General features: G+C 52.9%; 19 protein-coding genes and 1 pseudogene. 9 read left to right on the top strand and 11 right to left on the bottom strand.

Translation table 11 applies throughout. The features are described 5' to 3' along the window. Positions 1-24: 24 nt before the first annotated feature. The 3 genes from lpxM to znuA all read right to left on the bottom strand — a co-directional run bounded on the left by lpxM (position 25) and on the right by znuA (position 3,395). Positions 25-996: a lauroyl-Kdo(2)-lipid IV(A) myristoyltransferase gene (gene lpxM / locus OGX96_RS15595; protein ID WP_071446178.1), complete on the bottom strand. Its 972-nt coding sequence runs from the start codon at positions 994-996 to the stop codon at positions 25-27. A gap of 119 nt (positions 997-1,115) precedes the next feature. Continuing rightward, the gene (gene mepM / locus OGX96_RS15590; protein ID WP_003833825.1) at positions 1,116-2,435 is read right to left on the bottom strand and encodes a murein DD-endopeptidase MepM; all 1,320 of its coding nucleotides are present in this window, start codon (positions 2,433-2,435) and stop codon (positions 1,116-1,118) included. A gap of 15 nt (positions 2,436-2,450) precedes the next feature. Further along, complete coding sequence (gene znuA, locus OGX96_RS15585) at positions 2,451-3,395, bottom strand: zinc ABC transporter substrate-binding protein ZnuA (RefSeq protein ID WP_048225779.1); 945 nt, start codon at positions 3,393-3,395, stop codon at positions 2,451-2,453. A 78-nt stretch (positions 3,396-3,473) separates the two neighbouring features. Between znuA and znuC the strand changes: the two genes are divergently transcribed. Together znuC and znuB are read left to right on the top strand one after the other, a co-directional pair. Continuing rightward, positions 3,474-4,229, top strand: a complete 756-nt coding sequence (gene znuC / locus OGX96_RS15580; RefSeq protein ID WP_003833829.1) for a zinc ABC transporter ATP-binding protein ZnuC — start codon at positions 3,474-3,476, stop codon at positions 4,227-4,229. After that, on the top strand, positions 4,226-5,011 hold the full coding sequence (znuB, locus tag OGX96_RS15575; protein WP_003034874.1) for a zinc ABC transporter permease subunit ZnuB: 786 nt from the start codon (positions 4,226-4,228) through the stop codon (positions 5,009-5,011). Before znuC ends, znuB begins: the two co-directional genes overlap by 4 nt. 78 nt (positions 5,012-5,089) lie before the next feature. Here the strand turns inward: znuB and ruvB are convergent, their stop codons facing one another. The 6 genes from ruvB to aspS form a co-directional block, all read right to left on the bottom strand. Next, a complete protein-coding gene (ruvB, locus tag OGX96_RS15570; protein WP_003034872.1) occupies positions 5,090-6,100 on the bottom strand; it encodes a Holliday junction branch migration DNA helicase RuvB in 1,011 nt (336 codons plus the stop codon). A gap of 8 nt (positions 6,101-6,108) precedes the next feature. Further along, complete coding sequence (gene ruvA / locus OGX96_RS15565) at positions 6,109-6,720, bottom strand: Holliday junction branch migration protein RuvA (RefSeq protein WP_003034869.1); 612 nt, start codon at positions 6,718-6,720, stop codon at positions 6,109-6,111. Positions 6,721-6,800: 80 nt separating this feature from the next. Further along, positions 6,801-7,322 carry a crossover junction endodeoxyribonuclease RuvC gene (gene ruvC, locus OGX96_RS15560; protein WP_003034867.1) on the bottom strand — a complete coding sequence of 174 codons (522 nt, stop codon included), beginning with the start codon at positions 7,320-7,322 and terminating at the stop codon, positions 6,801-6,803. 34 nt (positions 7,323-7,356) lie between these two features. Beyond that, entirely contained in the window at positions 7,357-8,100 is a 744-nt protein-coding gene (locus OGX96_RS15555) for a YebC/PmpR family DNA-binding transcriptional regulator (protein ID WP_003833836.1), read from the bottom strand. 28 nt (positions 8,101-8,128) lie between these two features. Beyond that, on the bottom strand, positions 8,129-8,572 hold the full coding sequence (nudB, locus tag OGX96_RS15550) for a dihydroneopterin triphosphate diphosphatase (RefSeq protein WP_003034863.1): 444 nt from the start codon (positions 8,570-8,572) through the stop codon (positions 8,129-8,131). A 1-nt stretch (position 8,573) separates the two neighbouring features. Beyond that, positions 8,574-10,346 (bottom strand): aspartate--tRNA ligase, encoded by a 1,773-nt coding sequence (aspS, locus tag OGX96_RS15545; protein WP_003833841.1) that lies wholly within the window; start codon positions 10,344-10,346, stop codon positions 8,574-8,576. Positions 10,347-10,633: 287 nt separating this feature from the next. Here aspS and OGX96_RS15540 point away from each other — a divergent pair, with 287 nt between their 5' ends. The 5 genes from OGX96_RS15540 to cmoB are packed head-to-tail and all read left to right on the top strand — an operon-like array spanning position 10,634 to position 14,212. Continuing rightward, positions 10,634-11,200, top strand: coding sequence for a hydrolase (locus OGX96_RS15540; protein ID WP_286583546.1), 567 nt, complete (start codon positions 10,634-10,636; stop codon positions 11,198-11,200). After that, a complete protein-coding gene (locus OGX96_RS15535; RefSeq protein ID WP_100272270.1) occupies positions 11,197-12,015 on the top strand; it encodes a DUF72 domain-containing protein in 819 nt (272 codons plus the stop codon). Before OGX96_RS15540 ends, OGX96_RS15535 begins: the two co-directional genes overlap by 4 nt. 52 nt (positions 12,016-12,067) lie before the next feature. Beyond that, a complete protein-coding gene (locus OGX96_RS15530; RefSeq protein WP_003833847.1) occupies positions 12,068-12,463 on the top strand; it encodes an MAPEG family protein in 396 nt (131 codons plus the stop codon). A gap of 40 nt (positions 12,464-12,503) precedes the next feature. Further along, positions 12,504-13,247, top strand: coding sequence for a carboxy-S-adenosyl-L-methionine synthase CmoA (gene cmoA / locus OGX96_RS15525; protein WP_008785057.1), 744 nt, complete (start codon positions 12,504-12,506; stop codon positions 13,245-13,247). Beyond that, on the top strand, positions 13,244-14,212 hold the full coding sequence (gene cmoB, locus OGX96_RS15520) for a tRNA 5-methoxyuridine(34)/uridine 5-oxyacetic acid(34) synthase CmoB (RefSeq protein ID WP_003833851.1): 969 nt from the start codon (positions 13,244-13,246) through the stop codon (positions 14,210-14,212). The genes cmoA and cmoB overlap by 4 nt, the downstream gene beginning before the upstream one ends. Before the next feature lie 234 nt (positions 14,213-14,446). Here cmoB and cutC read toward each other — a convergent pair whose 3' ends face one another. Together cutC and OGX96_RS15510 are read right to left on the bottom strand one after the other, a co-directional pair. Further along, entirely contained in the window at positions 14,447-15,193 is a 747-nt protein-coding gene (gene cutC / locus OGX96_RS15515; protein WP_286583543.1) for a copper homeostasis protein CutC, read from the bottom strand. A gap of 2 nt (positions 15,194-15,195) precedes the next feature. Then, entirely contained in the window at positions 15,196-15,762 is a 567-nt protein-coding gene (locus OGX96_RS15510) for a VOC family protein (protein WP_003833855.1), read from the bottom strand. 238 nt (positions 15,763-16,000) lie between these two features. Here OGX96_RS15510 and argS point away from each other — a divergent pair, with 238 nt between their 5' ends. Further along, complete coding sequence (argS, locus tag OGX96_RS15505) at positions 16,001-17,734, top strand: arginine--tRNA ligase (protein ID WP_003833857.1); 1,734 nt, start codon at positions 16,001-16,003, stop codon at positions 17,732-17,734. A 163-nt stretch (positions 17,735-17,897) separates the two neighbouring features. Next, positions 17,898-18,022 (top strand): annotated as a pseudogene (locus OGX96_RS22710) (DUF6531 domain-containing protein); the annotation flags it as partial.

Genomic DNA, 18,022 nt, shown 5'->3' with positions numbered 1-18,022 from the left:
AGCCTCTCGTTTGAGAGGCTTTTTTTATTTCTTCGGATAGAGATCTTTGCGCTTATAGGGCTCAATCTCGCCGGGTTTACGCGTCTTAAGCAGTTTCAGTATCCAGGTGTATTGTTCGACATGAGGCGTGACAAAAATTTCCACCTCTTCGTTCATTCGTCTGGCAATGGTGTGGTCATCCGCTGTCAGGATGTCATCCATCGGAGGACGGACCTTAATCGTCAGGCGGTGAGTTTTACCGTCATACACCGGAAACAGCGGCACTACACGCGCGTGGCAGACCTTCATCAAGCGACCAATTGCCGGTAACGTTGCTTTATAGGTAGCAAAAAAATCGACAAACTCGCTGTGCTCAGGCCCATGGTCCTGATCCGGCAGGTAGTATCCCCAATATCCCTGACGTACAGACTGAATAAACGGTTTGATGCCATCATTACGCGCATGTAATCGACCTCCGAAACGACGGCGTACCGTGTTCCAGACGTAATCAAATACCGGGTTTCCCTGATTGTGGAACATTGCTGCCATTTTCTGTCCCTGGGAAGCCATCAGCATCGCCGGGATATCTACGCCCCAGCCATGAGGAACGAGAAAAATCACTTTTTCATCGTTGCGGCGCATCTCTTCGATGATTTCAAGGCCCTGCCAGTCAACCCGATTCTGAATTTTCTCCGGCCCGCGCAGGGCGAGTTCCGCCATCATGACCATCGCCTGAGGGGCGGTCGCGAACATCTCATCGACAATGGCTTCGCGCTCAGCTTCGCTGCGTTCAGGAAAACAAAGGGATAAATTGATCAGCGCTCTGCGACGTGAGCTTTTTCCCAAGCGTCCAACCATCCGTCCGAGCTTTGCCAGAATAGGATCGCGAAATGACGCTGGCGTTAACGCAATCCCAGCTATCGCCGCTACACCCAGCCAGGCGCCCCAGTAGCGCGGATGGCGAAATGATTTATCAAACTCAGGGATATACTCAATATTCTTTTTTTTCGTTTCCATGCTCTTCCAGTGTCTGGTGCCGCGAAAAGTAAATCTGCTGATAGTGTAGCGGCGCACCGTGCGCCGTACAAAATAAAAAAGCCGGCACGCATCGCGTACCGGCTTTATCAGTGTGCTAATTAATCAAAACGTAGCTGAGGCATAACTTCTTTCACCTGCGCCAGATAATCGGTGCGATCCGAGCCGGTCAGACCTTCTGTACGCGGCAGTTTCGCCGTCAGAGGGTTCACGGCCTGCTGGTTGATCCACACTTCGTAGTGCAGATGCGGACCTGTTGAACGCCCGGTGTTACCTGACAGCGCGATACGATCGCCACGTTTCACTTTTTGACCTGGTTTCACCAACAGCTTACGCAGGTGCATATAACGGGTGGTGTAGGTGCGACCATGACGAACCGCAACATAGTATCCGGCAGCGCCGCTACGCTTCGCTACAACCACTTCACCATCGCCTACCGACAGTACCGGCGTCCCCTGCGGCATCGCAAAGTCGACACCTTTGTGCGGCGCTACGCGTCCAGTCACCGGATTCAGGCGACGCGGGTTAAAGTTCGAGGAGATGCGGAACTGTTTCGCCGTCGGGAAACGCATGAAGCCTTTCGCCAGTCCGGTACCGTTACGGTCATAGAACTTACCATCTTCAGCACGGATGGCGTAATAGTCTTTGCCTTCAGAACGTAAACGCACGCCCAGCAGTTGGCTTTGCTCGCGCTTACCGTCCAGCATTTCGCGAGACATCAGCACAGAGAACTCATCGCCTTTTTTCAGTTTGCGGAAATCCATCTGCCACTGCATGGCCTTAATCACTGCGCTGATTTCAGAGCTGGTCAGTCCGGCCTCTTTGGCGCTGGCGACGAAGCTTCCGCCCACCGTGCCTTTGATACGGCTGTTAACCCAATCGCCCTGCTGCATTTCGCTGCTCATTTTGAAACCTGTCGCAGTACGATCGTAAGTGCGGGTTTCACGGCGGGACACTTCCCAGGTCAGACGCTGCAGGTCACCTTCCGCGCTTAAGGTCCAGGATAACTGCTGACCAATTTTCAGATTGCGTAGTTCTTTATCGGAAGCAGCGAGCTGACTGATGTCACCCATATCGATGCCGTACTGATTAAGAATACTGCTCAGCGTATCACCTGTAGAGACGACATACTCATGCACGCCGGCTTCACCAGACGTTTTGTCATCCAGTTCATCCTGCGGAATGGCTTCGTCTTCCTGCGCGGCCTGATCGATAGGTTCACTGGCCTCAGGCAACAGTGAACGAATTTCGCTTTTTTCCAGCTCGATAGTTTTAACGATGGGTGCAGAATCGGGATGGTAAACATAAGGCCGCCAGACGGCGACGGCCAATGTCAGTACGGTAAGCGACCCCAGCATAACGCGATGGGGTCGCGGCAGATTATTAAATGCCAGAGCGACAGAGCGGGCTATCTGTTGCACGTATTCACTTCCTCATTAATCTCCTTTCAGGCAGCTCGCATACTGGTTGGCTAATTGGTTCAAAAACGCTGAATAGCTTGTTTTACCCAGTTTGATATTCGTTCCGAGCGGATCCAACGTTCCCATTCGAACGGATGTCCCTCTCGCGACGGCTTCAACGACCGCTGGCCTGAACTGTGGCTCAGCAAAAACGCAGGTTGCTTTTTGCTCAACCAACTGTGTTCTTATTTCATGTAAACGCTGCGCACCAGGTTGAATCTCAGGGTTCACGGTAAAGTGACCAAGCGGTGTTAGTCCGTAGTGTTTTTCGTAGTAGCCATAGGCGTCATGAAAAACGAAATAACCTTTTCCCTTGAGCGGTGCGAGCTCGTTACCTACCTGCTTATCGGTTGCGGCTAATTGTGCCTCAAAATCCTTCAGGTTGGCGTCAAGTTTGGCTCGACTTTGCGGCATAAGTTCCACTAATTTTTCATGGATTGCAACCGCTGAGGCCCGCGCTATCTCTGGGGAAAGCCAAAGATGCATGTTGTAATCGCCATGATGGTGATGCTCGTCACTTTTTTCACCGCCAGCATCATTGTGTCCATGATCGTCATCGTCGTCATCGGCACCTTTCATGAGTAACGGTTTCACGTCATTGAGCTGCGCAATCGTTACCTGTTTCGCGTTAGGAATATTCTTGACTGACTTTTCCATAAACGCTTCCATCTCAGGTCCAATCCAAACAACTAAGTCCGCGCCCTGTAAGCGTTTTACGTCTGATGGACGCAGTGAATAGTCATGTTCGGAAGCCCCGTCAGGCAGGAGAACCTCAGTGTCTGTTACCCCGTCTGCAATGGCTGAAGCAATAAACCCCAGCGGCTTGAGTGAGGCCACCACAGCGGCATTTGCTGCCTGTGTTGCACTACCCCAAAGAGCAGCGGATAATGCTGCGAAAAGAAGCGTATTTTTATGTAACATAATGCGACCAATCATCGTAATGAATGTAAGAAATGTGATATTATAACATTCTATAACTTCTGCAAGACTAAAATTGATATGACGACTTTGGTTTCACTGGAAAATGTCTCGGTCTCTTATGGTCAACGCCGCGTCCTGTCTGACGTATCGCTTGAACTTCGACCCGGTAAAATTTTAACGCTTCTCGGCCCAAATGGTGCCGGGAAGTCTACGCTGGTGCGCGTTGTATTAGGGCTGGTAGCGGCTGATGAGGGAGTAATCAAGCGTAATGGTCAATTGCGGATTGGCTATGTACCGCAAAAACTGTACCTCGATACTACGCTGCCACTGACGGTAAGTCGGTTTATGCGCTTACGTCCCGGCACCAAAAAAGAGGATATCCTTCCGGCACTGAAGCGCGTTCAGGCCGGGCATCTGATGGATGCGCCGATGCAAAAGCTCTCTGGCGGGGAAACACAACGCGTCCTGTTGGCCCGTGCTTTATTGAATAAACCTCAGCTACTGGTGCTCGATGAACCAACCCAGGGCGTGGATGTCAATGGGCAGGTCGCACTGTACGACCTTATCGACCAGTTGCGACGTGAACTGGATTGCGCCGTGCTGATGGTTTCCCATGACCTGCATCTGGTGATGGCCAAAACCGATGAGGTACTGTGCCTGAACCATCATATTTGCTGTTCCGGTGCGCCGGAAGTGGTTTCTATGCACCCGGAATTCATCTCAATGTTCGGGCAACGCGGCGCCGAACAACTCGGAATTTACCGTCATAATCACAATCACCGCCACGATTTACAGGGTCGTATCGTCTTACGCCGGGGAAATGGTCACTCATGATTGAATTGTTATTACCCGGTTGGTTAGCCGGGATCATGCTGGCCTGTGCCGCTGGCCCACTCGGCTCGTTTGTAGTCTGGCGTCGAATGTCTTATTTCGGTGATACGCTGGCCCACGCTTCGCTGCTGGGGGTCGCCTTTGGCCTGCTGCTGGATGTAAACCCTTTCTATGCGGTTATCGCCGTCACCCTGTTGCTGGCTGGCGGTCTGGTATGGCTGGAGAAGCGCCCTCACCTTGCGATCGATACCTTGCTGGGTATTATGGCGCACAGCGCATTGTCATTGGGGCTGGTTGTTGTCAGCCTGATGTCCAACATCCGTGTGGATCTGATGGCTTACCTGTTTGGTGATTTGCTCGCCGTGACGCCAGAAGATCTTATCTCCATCGCCATCGGCGTGGTTATTGTTCTGGCGATTCTGTTCTGGCAGTGGCGTAACCTGCTGTCGATGACCATCAGTCCGGATCTGGCATTTGTCGATGGCGTGAAGCTGCAACGCGTGAAGCTGCTGCTGATGCTGGTTACGGCGTTAACGATTGGCGTGGCGATGAAGTTTGTCGGGGCGCTGATTATCACCTCACTGCTTATCATCCCTGCGGCGACCGCCCGTCGCTTTGCCCGTACGCCGGAGCAGATGGCAGGGGTTGCCGTTGGAGTGGGAATGATAGCGGTTACAGGCGGGCTGACCTTCTCGGCCTTCTATGACACCCCGGCAGGTCCTTCCGTGGTGCTGTGCGCCGCGCTGCTGTTTATTTTCAGCATGATGAAAAAGCAAGCGAGCTAAGCATGCGTTGCCCGGTGGCGCTGCGCTTACCGGGCCTACAAAATCGCCCAGGCCTGATGAGCGTCGCGACATCAGGCATTAAGGCATCTGTGGCGGTGTAATGCCAAAATGGTTCCAGGCGCGCACGGTTGCCATACGTCCACGCGGCGTACGTTGTAGAAAACCTTGCTGAATCAGATACGGCTCCAGCACGTCCTCAATGGTTTCACGCTCTTCCCCAATCGCCGCTGCCAGGTTATCCAGTCCTACCGGTCCGCCAAAGAATTTATCGATAACCGCCAGCAGCAGCTTACGGTCCATATAATCGAATCCTTCCGCATCCACATTGAGCATATCCAGCGCCTGGGCGGCAATATCAGCCGAAATCGTGCCGTCATGCTTCACTTCAGCGAAATCGCGTACCCGGCGTAATAAACGGTTGGCGATACGCGGCGTACCGCGGGCGCGGCGTGCCACTTCCAGCGCGCCTTCATCGCTCATTTCCAGGCCCATAAAACGCGCACTGCGTCCTACAATGTGCTGCAGGTCAGCCACCTGATAGAACTCCAGGCGCTGCACAATACCAAAACGGTCACGCAGCGGAGAGGTTAACGACCCGGCGCGCGTCGTCGCCCCGATTAGCGTGAACGGCGGCAGATCGATCTTAATCGAACGGGCAGCCGGTCCTTCACCAATCATGATATCCAGCTGATAATCTTCCATCGCCGGATACAGCACCTCTTCCACCACCGGTGACAGACGATGAATTTCATCGATAAACAGCACATCGTGGGGTTCAAGGTTGGTAAGCATTGCCGCCAGATCACCCGCTTTTTCCAGTACCGGACCAGACGTGGTGCGCAGATTAACGCCCATTTCATTGGCGACAATATTGGCAAGCGTAGTTTTACCAAGACCAGGAGGACCGAAAATCAGCAGGTGATCGAGAGCATCACCGCGCAGCTTCGCCGCCTGGATAAAAATCTCCATTTGCGAACGAACCTGAGGCTGGCCAATATACTCTTCCAGCAATTTTGGGCGAATCGCACGATCCACCAGATCTTCAGGGGTAGTGCTGACAGCCGAAATCAGGCGATCTGCTTCAATCATCCGTTACCTCACAATGCCGCGCGAAGCGCTTCACGAATCAGGGTTTCACTGCTGGCATCAGGGCGGGCAATTTTGCTCACCATGCGGCTGGCTTCCTGTGGTTTATAGCCCAACGCCACCAGCGCAGCAACCGCTTCCTGCTCGGCGTCGTCCGTTGTCGGGCTTGCCGGAGACGTCAGGACCAGATCCGCTGCTGGTGTAAAGAGATCACCATGCAAACCTTTAAAGCGGTCTTTCATTTCTACAATCAGGCGTTCTGCGGTTTTCTTACCAATACCCGGTAATTTCACCAGCGCGCCCAGCTCTTCGCGCTCTACGGCATTAACGAACTGCTGAGCAGACATACCGGAGAGGATCGCCAGCGCCAGCTTCGGCCCCACGCCATTGGTTTTGATTAACTCTTTAAACAGCGTGCGCTCTTGCTTGTTGTTAAAGCCATACAATAGCTGAGCATCTTCTCGCACCACAAAATGGGTGAAAATAATCGCTTCTTGCCCGGCTTCCGGCAACTCGTAGAAACAGGTCATCGGCATATGCACTTCATAGCCTACCCCGCCCGTTTCCAGAAGGACCAGCGGGGGTTGTTTTTCAATAATGATGCCTCTGAGTCTGCCTATCACGTGACGCTCCTGCGTTAAGGGCTAAAAGGTAATGCGCTATCATAAAAAAAGGCTGGATAGATATCCAGCCTCATTTGTCACTAACGTAATCGACCTCGCGCCAAATTCAGCCTCGACTCGCTCATTTGCATGGCGTTCTGACTGACATGGCAGTGGGTAATGGCAATCGCCAGTGCATCCGCGGCATCTGCTTGCGGATTCGCCGGGAGTTTTAGCAGCGTGCGTACCATATGCTGGACCTGGCTTTTTTCCGCGCTACCGATCCCCACCACGGTCTGTTTTACCTGGCGGGCCGCGTATTCAAAGACCGGTAGATCCTGATTGGTCGCCGCAACGATTGCCACGCCGCGAGCCTGTCCCAGCTTTAGCGCCGAGTCGGCGTTCTTCGCCATAAAAACCTGCTCAATGGCAAAATAGTCCGGCTGAAACTGGGTGATGATTTCCGTCACGCCCGCGTAAATCAACTTCAGACGTGACGGAAGATCGTCGACTTTGGTGCGAATGCAGCCGCTGCCGAGGTAGGTCAGCTGCCTGCCGACCTGACGAATAACGCCATAACCGGTGATGCGAGACCCCGGGTCAATGCCGAGAATAATAGACATCACGCATCTCCTGTTATTTTATGGCTAAACCACATCATTCTAAGGTGGCAGCAACCTCATCGGAGATTTCACCGTTGTGGTAAACTTCCTGCACGTCGTCGCAGTCTTCCAGCATATCAATCAGACGCATCAGCTTCGGCGCCGTTTCTGCATCCATATCCGCTTTGGTGGATGGGATCATAGACACTTCAGCTGCGTCCGCTTTCAGACCAGCCGCTTCCAGCGCGTCACGCACTTTGCCCATCTCTTCCCACGCGGTGTAAACGTCAATTGCGCCGTCGTCGAAGGTCACAACGTCTTCAGCACCTGCTTCCAACGCTGCTTCCATGATGGCGTCTTCGTCGCCCTGTTCAAAGGAGATCACGCCTTTTTTGCTGAACAGATAAGCCACGGAACCGTCGGTACCGAGGTTACCACCCGTTTTCGTGAACGCATGACGCACTTCCGCAACGGTACGGTTACGGTTGTCAGACAGACATTCAATCATAACGGCTGTACCGCCAGGACCGTAACCTTCATAGATGATGGTTTCCATGTTGGAATCTTCATCACCACCCACACCGCGCGCGATTGCACGGTTCAGGGTGTCACGGGTCATGTTGTTAGCCAGCGCTTTATCAACCGCTGCACGCAGACGAGGGTTAGCATCCGGATCGCCGCCGCCCAGTTTAGCCGCCGTCACCAGCTCACGAATTATTTTGGTGAAAATTTTACCGCGTTTAGCATCCTGCGCTGCTTTACGGTGTCTGGTGTTGGCCCATTTACTATGACCTGCCATAAATAATATCTCCAAAAAGCGCGCCTTTTCAGGCGACGTTAATTACAAACTCTTCAATCGCCTGCCGGTTACTCCACGACTTGGTTAATTGGGCGGCTTCAACCGCATTAACCCAACGATAGGTCAGATGTTCGGTGAACACGATCTCTCGTTCTGAGGGAAGTGCCAGGCAAAACCAGGATTCAGTATTACGTTCAATTCCCGGTGCATAGCGATGACGTAAATGGCTAAAAATCTCAAACTCCACCGTGCGCTGGCAGTCAATTAAGGTCAGTTGCTCAGATGCAACATCAATGGCGACCTCTTCCTTTACTTCGCGCATAGCGGCTTGCGACGCGGTTTCACCTTCTTCAAGGCTGCCGGTGACCGACTGCCAGAAATCAGGATCGTCGCGTCGCTGTAACATCAGCACTCTCCCGGTGTCCTTTGCATAAATCACGACTAACACCGAGACAGGCTGTTTATATGTCATATCAGTTATTCTCGGCCTTCTTAACAACCTGAATGCTCAGTTCCGCCAGCGCAGCTGCGTTGGCAAAGCTTGGCGCTTCAGTCATCAGACACGCTGCAGCCGTGGTTTTCGGGAAAGCAATAACGTCACGAATGTTGTCAGTACCGGTCAACAACATAGTCAGACGGTCCAGACCAAACGCCAGGCCCGCATGCGGCGGTGTACCATATTTTAGCGCATCCAGCAGGAAGCCGAATTTCTCACGCTGTTCTTGCTCATTAATGCCCAGAATACCGAATACAGTTTGCTGCATGTCGCCGTTGTGAATACGCACGGAACCGCCGCCTACTTCGTAGCCGTTGATGACCATATCGTACGCGTTAGCAACCGCGTCTTCCGGCGCTGCTTTCAGCTCAGCGGCCGTCATATCTTTCGGCGCGGTGAACGGGTGGTGCATTGCGGTCAGGCCGCCTTCACCATCGTCTTCAAACATTGGGAAGTCGATAACCCACAGCGGCGCCCATTTGGCTTCGTCGGTGATGTTCAGGTCTTTACCCAGTTTCAGACGCAGCGCGCCCATCGCGTCGGCAACCACTTTCTTGTTGTCGGCACCGAAGAAAATCATGTCGCCGTCTTGCGCACCGGTACGTGCCAGAATCGCTTCCACAATTTCTGCGTTCAGGAACTTAGCAACTGGGCTGGTAATACCTTCCAGACCTTTCGCACGTTCGGTGACTTTGATGTAAGCCAGGCCTTTCGCGCCGTAAATCTTGATAAAGTTACCGTAATCATCGATCTGCTTACGGCTCAGTGCAGCACCACCCGGTACACGCAGAGCAGCTACGCGGCCTTTCGCATCGTTTGCCGGACCAGAGAACACTGCGAACTCAACGTCTTTCACCAGATCGGCAACGTCAACCAGTTCCATCGGGTTACGCAGGTCTGGTTTATCGGAACCGTAACGACGCTCAGCTTCGGCAAAGGTCATGATCGGGAAATCACCCAGATCGACACCTTTCACTTCCAGCCACAGATTACGCACCAGCGCTTCCATCACTTCACGCACCTGCGGTGCGGTCATGAAGGAAGTCTCAACGTCGATCTGGGTAAATTCAGGCTGACGGTCAGCACGTAAGTCTTCATCACGGAAGCATTTAACGATCTGATAGTAGCGGTCAAAGCCAGACATCATCAGCAGCTGTTTAAACAACTGAGGTGATTGCGGCAGCGCGTAGAATTTACCTTTATGTACGCGAGAAGGTACCAGGTAATCGCGCGCGCCTTCCGGCGTCGCTTTGGTCAGCATCGGTGTTTCGATGTCGAGGAAGCCGTGGTCGTCCATAAAACGACGCACCAGACTGGTGATTTTGGCACGCGTTTTCAGGCGCTGCGCCATTTCAGGGCGACGCAGATCTAAATAGCGATACTTCAGTCGCGCTTCTTCGGTGTTGACGTGGTTAGAGTCCAACGGCAGCGAGTCTGAACGGTTGATGATGGTCAGATCGGAGGCCAGCACTTCAATTTCGCCCGTCGCCATATCGGCGTTGACGTTTTTCGCGTCACGCGCACGCACGGTGCCCGTAACCTGGATGCAGAACTCATTACGCAGTTCGGAGGCCAGCTTTAACGCGTCCGCACGGTCCGGATCGAAAAATACCTGCACGATACCTTCGCGGTCGCGCATATCGATAAAGATCAGGCTACCAAGATCACGACGACGGTTGACCCAACCACACAGAGTCACCTGCTGCCCCTCGTGGGACAGACGTAGCTGTCCGCAATATTCTGTACGCATGAGATATCCCTTAACTTTGCCGCAGGCGGATTGTCACCTGTCTCGCAGATGACGAAGTCGCAGCTTTAGCTGAATGTCACAACTGAATGAAAAAAGGCGGCTATTATACTGGAAATTCTGCCGCACGATAAGAGCCTACTGGGATAGACTCTCAGTCCGGTACTGACTGTACGCCTGTTTCCTGGACGGGCATTGCGTAATCTCACAAAAAATAACAAAAATTGTCGCCCCTTTCACACTGATTCGCGATTAAGGTGTAACGGAATTCTTTTATTACTGGAGTGACCATGCTGGAATTGAACGCTAAAACAACCGCCCTTGTCGTGATTGATTTACAGGAAGGGATCCTGCCTTTCGCTGGCGGCCCTCATACGGCACATGATGTGGTTACCCGCGCCGCGCAGTTGGCGGAAAAATTCCGTGCCCACGGTTCCCCGGTGGTAATGGTGCGCGTCGGCTGGTCTGACGATTACGCCGAAGCGCTGAAACAACCCGTAGATGCTCAGACTCCGGCAAAAGCGTTGCCCGAAAACTGGTGGCATTACCCGGCGGCTCTGGGGAAATGCGCCAGCGATATCGAAGTGACTAAACGCCAGTGGGGAGCCTTCTATGGCACCGATCTGGAATTGCAGCTGCGTCGCCGGGGTGTTGATACCATCATCCTGTGCGGCATCTCGACGAACATTGGCGTTGAGTCGACGGCGCGAAATGCGTGGGAGCTGGGTTTCAGTCTTATCATTGCAGAGGATGCCTGTAGCGCCGCCAGTGCTGAGCAACACCAGGCCTGCATGACCCACATTTTCCCGCGCATTGCGCGCGTTCGCAGCGTGGAGGAGATTCTGCAAGCGCTATGATTTATATCGGTTTACCCCAGTGGTCGCATCCAAAATGGGTGCGTCTGGGGATCACCAGCCTTGAAGAGTATGCCCGCCACTTTAACTGCGTGGAGGGCAATACCACGCTGTATGCGCTGCCTAAATCCGATATTGTTGCCCGCTGGCAGGCACAGACCACCGATGCGTTTCGATTTTGTTTTAAATTTCCGGCGACCATTTCGCATCAGGCTGCGCTGCGTAATTGTGATGACCTGGTACAGGAATTTTTTACGCGCATGTCGCCGCTGGAATCGCGCATTGGACAATACTGGCTGCAATTACCTGCGACTTTTAGCCCACGCGATCTGCCTGCCCTGTGGCAGTTTCTCGATACGCTCCCGAAATCCTTTACCTACGGTGTGGAAGTTCGCCATCCAGACTTTTTTGCCAAAGGCGAAGCCGAGCAGCTATTTAATCGCGGTTTACACGAGCGTGGAGTAAACCGGGTGATTCTGGACAGCCGCCCGGTGCATGCCGCAATCCCGCATACTGAAGCAATACGTGACGCCCAGCGCAAGAAACCGAAGGTTCCGGTGCATGCGGTAGTGACGGCAAACCATCCGATGGTACGCTTTATCGGTAGCGATAATATGGCACAAAACAGCGATCTTTTTGCCGTCTGGCTGACCAAGCTGTCGCTATGGCAACGCACCACGACGCCGTATCTGTTTTTGCATACGCCGGACATCGCGCAGGCCCCGGAGCTTGTTGATACGCTATGGGCAGATTTACGCAGCGCCCTGCCAGAGATCGGATCAGCACCCTCTATTCCACAGCAATCTTCTCTTTTCTGAAAATGCCACCTATCATAGTCAGTGCCAGCAGCCATTTTAAAAGGGAGTTTGTATGGTAAGCGCGCTTTATGCCGTATTGGGTGCGTTATTGTTAATAAAGTTCTCATTTGACGTCGTTCGCCTGCGCATGCAATATCGCGTTGCCTATGGCGATGGAGGTTTTAGTGAACTGCAAAGCGCTATCCGCATTCACGGTAATGCGGTGGAATATATTCCCGTCGCGTTAGTGCTGCTGTTATTTATGGAAATGAACGGCGCAGAGACGTGGATGGTGCATATTTGCGGGCTGATGTTGATTGCCGGACGACTGATGCATTATTACGGATTCCACCACCGACTCTTCCGCTGGCGCCGTTCAGGCATGAGCGCAACCTGGTGTTCGCTGTTGCTAATGGTGCTGGCGAATCTTTGGTATATGCCCTGGGAGTTGGTTTTCTCCCTGCATTAGCGCACAATACGCCACTTTATTTTTCCCGGATTTTTACGTTATGTCTCACCGCGACACGCTTTTTTCTGCGCCTATCGCCAGTCTGGGTGACTGGACCTTTGATGAACGGGTAGCTGAAGTCTTCCCGGATATGATCCAGCGTTCCGTTCCTGGCTATTCCAATATCATTTCTATGATTGGCATGCTGGCCGAACGTTTCGTACAACCCAACACGCAGGTCTACGATCTGGGCTGTTCTCTGGGCGCGGCGACGCTCTCGGTGCGTCGCAATATTCATCACGAGAATTGCAAAATTATTGCCGTCGATAACTCCCCGGCGATGGTTGAGCGCTGCCGTCGTCATATTGATGCCTATAAGGCACCGACCCCGGTTGAGGTTGTCGAAGGCGATATTCGCAACATTACTATCGAAAACGCCTCGATGGTGGTGCTGAATTTTACCCTGCAATTCCTTGAGCCACCTGAGCGCCAGGCATTGTTGGATAAGATTTATCAAGGGTTGAATCCCGGCGGCGCGCTGGTGCTGTCTGAAAAATTCAGTTTCGAAGACGCTAACGTTGGCGAGCTGCTGTTCAACATGCACCACGACTTCAAACGGGCCAATGGCTACAGCGAACTGGAAATTAGTCAGAAACGCAGCATGCTGGAAAACGTGATGCTGACCGACTCGGTAGAAACGCACAAAGCTCGACTGCATCAGGCTGGCTTTGAGCACAGCGAATTGTGGTTCCAGTGCTTCAATTTTGGCTCTCTGGTGGCGTTGAAAGCTGAGGTTGGCGCATGATCGATTTTGGTAACTTTTATCAGTTGATTGCCAAAAATCATCTGTCCCATTGGCTGGAAACGCTTCCGGCGCAAATCGCTGCCTGGCAGCGCGATCAGCATGGTTTATTTAAACAATGGTCAAACGCCGTCGAGTTTCTGCCCGAGCTGACGCCGCATCGTCTGGATTTACTACACAGCGTTACCGCAGAAAGTAAAGAACCGCTCAGCGAAGGCCAGCTGAAACGCATCGACACCCTGATGCGTAACCTGATGCCATGGCGTAAAGGACCGTACTCGCTGTACGGCGTCAACATCGATACCGAATGGCGTTCCGACTGGAAGTGGGATCGCGTTCTGCCGCACTTGTCTGATCTCACCGGCCGTACCATTCTTGATGTTGGCTGTGGCAGTGGTTATCACATGTGGCGCATGATTGGCGCTGGAGCGCATCTGGCGGTTGGGATCGATCCTACGCAACTGTTTCTGTGCCAGTTTGAGGCGGTACGTAAACTGCTGGGCAATGACCAGCGTGCTCACCTGCTGCCGCTGGGTATTGAGCAACTTCCAGCGCTAAACGCCTTTGACACCGTGTTCTCCATGGGCGTGCTTTATCACCGCCGATCGCCGCTGGAACATCTGTGGCAGTTGAAGGATCAGTTGGTTAAAGATGGCGAGCTGGTGCTGGAAACGCTGGTCGTCGAAGGTGATGAAAATACCGTTCTGGTGCCGGGCGATCGCTACGCGCAAATGCGTAACGTCTACTTTATTCCGTCTGCGTTGGCTTTAAAAAACTGGCTGGAAAAATGCGGTTTTGTTGATGTGCGCATCGCCGATGTCTGCGTCACCACCACCGAAGAGCAACGCCGCACCGAGTGGATGGTAACCGAGTCGCTGGCCGACTTCCTCGACCCGAACGACCACAGCAAAACGGTGGAAGGCTACCCCGCCCCATTACGTGCAGTATTGATTGCGCGTAAGCCGTAATAGATTGCCGAATGACCGTTACGTATAGCACCGTTTCTCCAAAATAGTTCAAGTTGCAGCAAGGCGGCAACGCAACAAATCCCCGGGAGCGTAGATAACTACGTGACCGGGGTGCGCGAGGCGGCCAACGCTGCTGCGGCTTGAAATATGAAGGAGAAAAAAAGGCCCCTGTTGAAATTGCAGGGGCCTGGTACGAGCAAGCATCATATTGGGCGACATGATGCAACGGTAAAATCAGCTGGCCTGATGGTGTGCAATGATTGCTTTCATTTCAGCAACCGCCGTCCCCTCTACCGCATAGCGCGAATACTCATCCGCCTGCGCATCCGAAGACATCGACAACTCCGAATTGCGATAACGCATTGGTGAAGCCAGCCATACTCCGGCAGAACTGTGGACTTCCTGCACTCCAGCATCAAGGAACAGGGACAAATTCGAGGCGCGAACCCCCGCTCCGGCCATAATGATTGGAGCACCGGGCTGCGCAATAAGTTCCATTATTTTTGTTAAACCTTGCGCCGCATCTGATTTTTGCCCTGAAGTGAGTACTCTGGTAATGCCCAAATCAGCTAATTTTTTAAGCGCATTGAGTGGGTTAGCACACATATCAAAGGCCCGATGAAAAGTAACTTGCAGCGAACCGGCGGCAATCATTATTTTCTCCATGCGCGGCATATCGACATTGCCATCCACATCTAAAATGCCGGTCACCAGCCCTGAGAATCCCAGTTCCCTGACCATCGCAATATCATCCAGCATTGCAGCAAATTCACCTTCGGTGTAGCAAAAGTCGCCTCCACGTGGGCGAATAATGGGATTGACGGGAATCGAAATGTGCTGGCGAACGGAACGCAAGACGCCCAGTGACGGCGTTAAGCCCCCTTCTTTGGGTGCCGAGCATAGTTCAATACGATCCGCGCCGTTTTGCTGCGCCGTGCGCGCGCACTCCATGCTGTAACAGCAGATTTCCAGTATAGCCATGCTCACTCCTGACGTTCGCTTGCCACAATGGTTTCAATCGACCACGGATGGAATTTTATCGTCACGCTACCATCGCTAACCGCCAGCGTCGGATTCGGTAAACGCTCACGCTCTCCTTTTGGCGAGCTGGTTTTCACAAAAATGCCCGGTTGACTCAGACCGTGATCGGAAAGCAGCGCCAGCGCTCGCGCATTCAGCGTTTCCGCCTCTCCCGGCAGAACAATTTCAATATGTTCCCAGCCTTCATGTGGGTAGCGTTTTTCGCCCGGCCACGGCAGTTCGACGATGGAAAATTGCCAATGTTGCACACAAACCGGCTCATGCAGTTTAAAAAGACAAATAGGTCTGCCGTTGATAATGTTTTCTGACAACAATTCACCGCACTGTTCAAACCCACGACGCCAGCGCTCTGCGGTGGTATTTTGATGGCAACGCAAGGAAATGTGATCGGCTTCCAGGCCTGTGATATCCAGCCCAAGGCGGGTAGAAAGTTCCGTTAATGCCTGCGTGAAATGCGGTAAATCTGCAGAAATATCCTGTAGTTCTGCAACGGTTTGCCAGTTCGCCATATTAAAAGCTCATATCCATGTTCAAAGTCGCTAATTTACTCTGTTGCGCTGCGCCATCCAACCGCTGTTTTCTCCGAAAACATCATGAATAAATTTACGCCATTGCATTGTTTATATTTCAGGCTACTGGCGGTACACACAATGCTGACGGCAACGGGCATTTGCAGTATACTCCCGCCCTTAATTCTTAAACTGGTGCGGTGAATTTTAGGCCGCTTCATAAATGTAAGGTATTCCGGTGAATATTCAGGCTCTTCTCTCAGAAAAAGTCAGTCAGGCCATGATTGCTGCAGGCGCGCCTGCAGATTGCGAACCGCAGGTTCGTCAGTCAGCAAAAGTACAGTTCGGCGACTATCAAGCTAACGGCATGATGGCTGTCGCTAAAAAACTGGGTATGGCGCCGCGACAACTGGCTGAGCAGGTGCTGACTCATCTGGATCTCAACGGGATTGCCAGCAAAGTTGAAATTGCAGGCCCGGGCTTTATCAATATTTTTCTCGATCCGGCATTTCTGGCGCAGCACGTTCAGCAGGCGCTGGCTTCCGATCGTCTGGGCGTCACTCAACCGGCTAAACAAACCGTCGTGGTTGACTACTCCGCGCCTAACGTAGCGAAAGAGATGCACGTTGGTCACCTGCGTTCCACCATCATCGGTGACGCGGCGGTGCGTACGCTGGAGTTCCTCGGTCACAACGTTATTCGCGCTAACCACGTCGGCGACTGGGGTACTCAGTTCGGTATGCTCATCGCATGGCTGGAAAAACAGCAGCAGGAAAATGCCGGAGAGATGGCGCTGGCTGACCTGGAAGGTTTCTACCGTGATGCGAAAAAACATTACGACGAAGATGAAGCCTTCGCGGAACGCGCCCGTAGTTATGTTGTGAAACTGCAAGGCGGTGACGAATACTTCCGTGAGATGTGGCGCAAACTGGTCGACATTACCATGTCGCAGAACCAGTTAACCTACGATCGCCTCAACGTTACCCTGACCCGTGACGACGTCATGGGCGAAAGCCTGTACAACCCGATGCTACCTGGCATCGTCGCCGATCTGAAGGCGAAAGGGCTGGCTGTTGAAAGCGAAGGCGCTACCGTCGTATTCCTTGATGAGTATAAGAACAAGGAAGGCGAACCGATGGGCGTTATCATTCAGAAGAAAGATGGCGGCTATCTCTACACCACAACCGACATCGCCTGCGCCAAGTATCGTTACGAAACCCTGCATGCCGATCGCGTTCTTTATTACATCGACTCTCGCCAGCATCAGCACTTAATGCAGGCCTGGACCATCGTACGTAAAGCCGGTTATGTGCCGGATTCAGTGCCGCTGGAACACCACATGTTCGGTATGATGCTGGGCAAAGACGGTAAACCGTTCAAAACCCGCGCGGGCGGCACGGTTAAACTGGCCGATCTGCTGGATGAAGCGCTGGAGCGCGCACGTCGTCTGGTCGCGGAGAAGAACCCGGACATGCCTGCCGACGAACTGGAAAAACTGGCAAATGCGGTCGGTATCGGCGCAGTGAAATATGCGGATCTGTCCAAAAACCGTACCACCGACTACATCTTCGACTGGGACAACATGCTGGCGTTCGAAGGTAACACCGCGCCATATATGCAGTACGCTTATACCCGCGTACTGTCCGTGTTCCGTAAAGCAGATATCGACGAAAGCGCGCTGGCAAATGCGCAGGTCGTTATCAGCGAAGATCGCGAGGCTCAACTGGCGGCGCGTCTGCTGCAGTTTGAAGAAACACTGACCGTCGTTGCGCGTGAAGGTACGCCACACGTGATGTGTGCTTACCTGTACGACGTTGCTGGTCTGTTCTCCGGCTTCTACGAGCACTGCCCTATTCTCAGCGCTGAAAACGAAGAGATTCGTAACAGCCGACTGAAGCTGGCACAGCTGACGGCGAAAACCCTGAAGCTGGGTCTGGATACTCTGGGTATCGAAACCGTAGAACGTATGTAAGTTAGCTAACAATAAGACCTGAGTCTGTAATCAGGACTCAGGTCTTTTTAATTTCTGATCTAAACGATTTCTGAATATTCTCCCTATTCCCCAGATACCACTAAAACACATTCTCAAACAGGTGTAAGGTACAAATCCTGATGTTTTACAAAAGGATTTGGCGATGAGCGGTGGTAAACCGGCAGCCCGGATGGGCGACATGACGAACTTCGGCGGCCCGATTGTCCAGGGTGCCATGGGCGTGATAATTGGTGCCCCCACCGGCATCGCCTGCTCTGTCTGTCCCGG

It is taken from the genome of Citrobacter sp. Cpo100, assembly GCF_030332595.1.
Taxonomy (GTDB): domain Bacteria; phylum Pseudomonadota; class Gammaproteobacteria; order Enterobacterales; family Enterobacteriaceae; genus Citrobacter; species Citrobacter portucalensis.
Note: the sequence above shows the minus strand (reverse complement) of the source record. Positions and strands in the feature narration are given on the sequence as shown.